This window comes from Mycobacterium sp. (genome assembly GCF_035653355.1).
In the GTDB taxonomy this organism is placed as follows: domain Bacteria; phylum Actinomycetota; class Actinomycetes; order Mycobacteriales; family Mycobacteriaceae; genus Mycobacterium.
Window position 1 is genome coordinate 1 of sequence record NZ_DASRBZ010000020.1, and the last position, 4,619, is coordinate 4,619.

Annotated in this window: 5 protein-coding genes, 1 rRNA gene and 1 pseudogene; all 7 read right to left on the reverse strand. The window is 68.4% G+C overall.

The features are described from left to right. Positions 1 to 532: pseudogene (locus tag VFA16_RS00655) on the reverse strand (DNA repair protein RecN); the annotation flags it as partial. A gap of 12 nt (positions 533 to 544) precedes the next feature. Beyond that, positions 545 to 1,468, reverse strand: a complete 924-nt coding sequence (locus tag VFA16_RS00660) for an NAD kinase (protein WP_324965965.1) — start codon at positions 1,466 to 1,468, stop codon at positions 545 to 547. Next, on the reverse strand, positions 1,465 to 2,274 hold the full coding sequence (locus VFA16_RS00665; RefSeq protein ID WP_324965966.1) for a TlyA family RNA methyltransferase: 810 nt from the start codon (positions 2,272 to 2,274) through the stop codon (positions 1,465 to 1,467). The genes VFA16_RS00660 and VFA16_RS00665 overlap by 4 nt, the downstream gene beginning before the upstream one ends. Before the next feature lie 6 nt (positions 2,275 to 2,280). Further along, the gene (locus VFA16_RS00670; RefSeq protein WP_169922538.1) at positions 2,281 to 2,457 is read right to left on the reverse strand and encodes a hypothetical protein; all 177 of its coding nucleotides are present in this window, start codon (positions 2,455 to 2,457) and stop codon (positions 2,281 to 2,283) included. 59 nt (positions 2,458 to 2,516) lie between these two features. After that, a complete protein-coding gene (locus VFA16_RS00675) occupies positions 2,517 to 3,542 on the reverse strand; it encodes an HAD-IIA family hydrolase (RefSeq protein WP_324965967.1) in 1,026 nt (341 codons plus the stop codon). Between the two features lies 1 nt (position 3,543). Then, positions 3,544 to 4,236, reverse strand: a complete 693-nt coding sequence (locus VFA16_RS00680) for a hypothetical protein (protein WP_324965968.1) — start codon at positions 4,234 to 4,236, stop codon at positions 3,544 to 3,546. Between the two features lie 292 nt (positions 4,237 to 4,528). After that, positions 4,529 to 4,619, reverse strand: a 5S ribosomal RNA gene (gene rrf, locus VFA16_RS00685); the annotation flags it as partial.

The following is a 4,619-nucleotide window of genomic DNA, read 5'->3' on the forward strand; positions in this document are numbered from 1 at the left end:
GGCGGGCAGTCTGCCAAGCCTCGCGGAGTTTGCGGTAGCGCTCCAGACTCGAGCCGGCCTCAGCGAAACGGTCCAGCGCGTTGCGCTGCTCGTCGGGCCGCATCAAGCGCAGTTGGTCGTTTTGGCCGTGCAACGTCAGCAGCCCGGTGGTGAAGCTGCTCAGCGACTTGGCGGGCACGCTGCGGCCGCCCAAGTAGGCGCGTGACGGCCCGTCGCGGCTAACCGAGCGCAACGCGATCACACTCCCGTCCTCGTCCCGCTCGGCTCCCGAGGCGTCCAGGATGTCGTCGATCTGTGCGGCGATTCGTTCGTCGAGATCGACTGTGGTGAAGCGACCTTCGACGAGAGCACGCTCAGCGCCCGAGCGCACCCGGGCGGCGTCGGCGCGGGCCCCGCCGAGTAGGTGCAAGCCGGTGACCACCATGGTCTTGCCGGTGCCGGTCTCACCGGTCAACACGGTCAGGCCCCGGTCGAATTCCGCGGTCGCCACGCTGATGGCGCCCAGCGACTCGATGCGTATTTCACTCAACATCGGCCGGCACCGTTACCGCCCGCGCCATCCGCTGACCGGGAGCCGGAACTTGCGCACCAGACGGTCGGTGAACGGTGCACTGTCCAGCCGTGCCCACTTCACCGGGGTGTCGCAGCGCGTCACCTCGAGCCGCCCGCCGGCAGGCACCAGCATTTCGCGGCGGCCGTCGCAGAACACCAGTGCGTTGTGGCCGCCGGACTCGACTTCGATCGCGATCGTGGCGTCGGGGCTGGTGACCATAGGTCGGGCGAACAGTGCGTGAGCGTTGTTGGGCACCACCAAGATCGCCTCCAGGTCGGGCCACAGGACCGGGCCCCCGGCGGAGAACGCGTACGCGGTCGATCCCGTCGGCGTCGACACCAAAACCCCGTCGCAGCCGAACGTCGACACCGGCCGGCCGTCGACTTCGAGTACAACCCCGAGGACGCCCAGCCGCGGCCCTTTTTCCAAGCTCGCTTCGTTCATCGCCCACCCGCGGTCGACGATCCCGCTCCCGTCGCGCACCACGATGTCGAGCGTCAGACGGTCTTCGATCCGGTAGTTCCGGGCGACCACCCGTTCAAGCACGGCGTCAATGGCTTCGGCCTCAGCCTCGGCGAGGAAACCGATCCGGCCCAAGTTCACCCCGAGTACGGGAATGTTCGCGCTACGGGCCAGCTCGGCTGCCCGCAGAAAGGTGCCGTCACCGCCGAGCACAAGCACGAGTTCGCACCCCTCGGCGGCGTCAGGGCCGGCGTCGACTACCTCGATGTCGACACCCAACGCCCTCATGTCGTCGGGCGACAGGTGCACCGAACCCCGGTCGACCGCCTCGGCCGACAGCGCCCGCAGCCCAATGCCGTTGGCCGCCAGCGTTTTTTCTACCCGACGGGCAGTGTCGGTCACTTCTTCGCGTCCGGTGTGGACCACCAGCAGTACCGTGCGGTCGTGGGTCATTGTGGCCCCTCATCGACGGCGTGCCGTACCGCGTCCGCCAACGCCTCGCCGGATAGCGGGCGCTTCGCTTGGGCGCGGAGCCACAGGAAGTATTCGACATTGCCCGACGGGCCCGGCAGCGAACTGGCTGTGACGTTCACGGTGTGCCATCCAAGCTCCTCGGCCCGCCGCGCCACAGCGAGCACCGACTCGCGGCGCAGCTTCGGGTCGTGCACCACACCGCCAGACCCAACCTGACCCTTCCCGACCTCGAACTGCGGCTTCACCAGGGGAACGATATCGGCGTGTGGTGACGCGCATCCAGTCAAGGCGGGCAACACGGTGCTCAGCGAGATGAACGACAGGTCAGCCACCACCAGGTCGACCGCGCCGCCGATGGCCGCAGGCGACAGATCACGGACGTTGGTGCGCTCGACGACGACCACCCGCTGATCGCACCGCAGCGACCACGACAGCTGCCCGTAGCCGACGTCGGCGGCGATGACTTCCCGCGCCCCTCGATCCAGCAGCACTTCGGTGAACCCACCGGTCGACGCGCCCGCATCGAGGCAGCGTCGTCCCACGACGGTGATGCCGAAACTGTCGAGCGCCCCAATCAGTTTGTGAGCACCGCGCGATACCCAGCTGCGGTGGTCACCCTGTGCGACGGTGACGGCGGCGGTGACGGGCACGTTGGTGCTCGGCTTGGCCGCCGGCATCCCGTCGATGCTCACCTTCCCGGCCCCGATCAACTCCGCGGCCTGCTGACGGGATCGCGCCAACCCGCGCCGGACTAGTTCGGCATCGATGCGGGCACGCCGTGCCACGCGCGTTCAGCCCTTCTCCGCCGACTCCAGCGCGCGGACCAGCACGTCGTGGGCTTCGGAAAGCCGGCGCGCGATCTCGTCGAGGTCGGCCTCGGCGAGGCTGTTCTCATCGTCCGCGAGATCGGGTAGCCCGGCGAGCAGCGCGTTGATCTGAGCACGGATCTGGTCAGGGTCGTATGTCACTGCGCCGCTCCTCCTCATCGCTTCGCTCTGCATCGTCGCCGGCGCGGTCATTGCGCTCTTTACGCTAGCCGATCTTCGTCGGTGAGCAGGGACCAGCGGCTCAGGGCGTCGCGAGCCTGCTGGTCGGCGGCCTTGATAGTGACGTGGTCGCCGTCGCAGTCTGCGTCCCACACCGCCCGGGCGACGGCGCGCACCACCGACAGGCCGTCCTCCGCGCCGTCGTCGTCGTTCGCGCTGACCATCGCCGTGCCGTCACGGATTTCGACTCGCCAGGCCGGTTGCGGCGCCACCGCGAGCTCCTCGGCGTCGCGGTGCAGTGAGCGCAGGTCGTGTGCGATGTAGGTGGGCCGTTGCGACGGCTCGGCATAAACGGCGTCTCGGGCCGAATTGACGCCGGTGAGCACCATCAGGCTGGGCAGTCGGGCCGTGTTGGCGCCGGCGATATCGGTGTCCAAGCGGTCACCGACGACCAGCGGGGCACGAAAGTCGCCGCGGGCCACCGCATCGGTCATCAATGTCGGGGCAGGCTTACCGGCCACTTGCGGCTCGGCATCGGTTGCCGCTCGCAGTGCGGCAACCATCGAGCCGTTACCGGGTAGCAGCCCGCGTTCGGAGGGCAAGGTGCGGTCGACATTGGCCGCGACCCAAAGCGCACCCGCGCGGATGGCCAATGCTGCCTCAGCGAGGTCAGGCCATCCTGTGGTCGGCGAGTGGCCCTGCACCACGGCCACCGGCTCGTCTTGCCACAGGCGGACCGGGCGCAATCCGACTGCGGCGATCTCGTTGGCCAGCGAATCGGTGCCAACGACCAGCACTCGTGAACCGGGCGGCAGCTGGTCGGCGAGCACATGCGCGGCAGTCTGGCCGCTGGTGACAACGTCGTCGCCGGTTGCCTTGAAGCCCAAATCACGCAAGTGCTGGGCGACTTCGTCTACCCCGCGGGAAGCGTTGTTGGTGATGAACAGCTTTCGGCTGCGCACCCTGTCCAAAGACTCCACGGCGCCGTCGGTGGGCTGACGGCCCGTAAAGACGGTCCCGTCCAGATCGATGAGTAGGCAATCGTATTGCTGCGCAACTGTTGTCACGTCAGGCCAACTCGCTAACCCGCTCTTCAGCGTCGGTGACGCCTTCGATGTCCGCGGCCGCCGAACGCAAAAACCATTGCAGTGCTTGATCGCTGCGGCCCAGCGCCAGCAGCGTTTCAGCATAGGCGTAGAACAGCCGCGCGGCGGTCGAGCCGGTACGGCTGGGATCCAGCTGCGGCGTGGATAACACGGTCAGGGCCTGCTCGAGCTGACCGAGATCCGCGCGGGCACCGGCGGCCACGATGCGCAGCTCGTCGGCGTCGTCACCGCTGAGCTGGGCTGCCTCCGGCCCCCGCGCCAGTTCGATCGCCCGCTCGGGACGGCCAAGGCCGCGTTCGCAGTCGGCGATCAGCGGAAGTAGCGGCGATTTGCTGCCCATTCTGCGGGCGGCGCGCAGCTCGGCGAGCGCTTGCGCCCAGTCGCCGCAGTAGTAGGCCGCGATCCCGACGGCTTCGCGGACCGCGGCGATCCGGCCGGATCGGGCCCGCGCGGCACGGGCGTGGCCCAGCGCGGCTTCGGGGTCCTCGTCGATCAGCTCGCCGGCGGCAACCAAGTGGCGGGCCACTGCGTCGGCGGTCGCCCGATCCAAAGTGCTGAGCTCCCGCCGGATTTCGGGCGCCAGTTGCTTGGCTTCCACGTCGGGCGGGATCACCGGCCCCTCGCCGGGATCCTGCGGTGCGTGCTGAGGCTGCACGCGCCGGGCGCGGCCGGGGCCGGAGCGGGCAACGTCGCGTCCGGCGTGTGGCCCGCTCCGCGGTGCGCCACCGACCGGCGGTCGCGGCCGCCGCTCGCCGCCGCCGCGTGTGTCATCGGCCACTCGTGCATCCACCTCAAATCGCTGCTGCGCCCTATCCAAGAACCCTGTCAAAGGATACGGAAAACGTCGACGCCACGACAATTACAGGGCTGGCAATTAAGAGCCCGCAATTGCATTTCAATTCTGGGTAAATGAAAAGCACCCCCTTTTGGTGGGGGTGCTTTTGTGTGTTCGGCGGTGTCCTACTTTTCCACCCGGGGTGGGTAGTATCATCGGCGCTGGCAGGCTTAGCTTCCGGGTTCGGGATGGGTCCGGGCGTT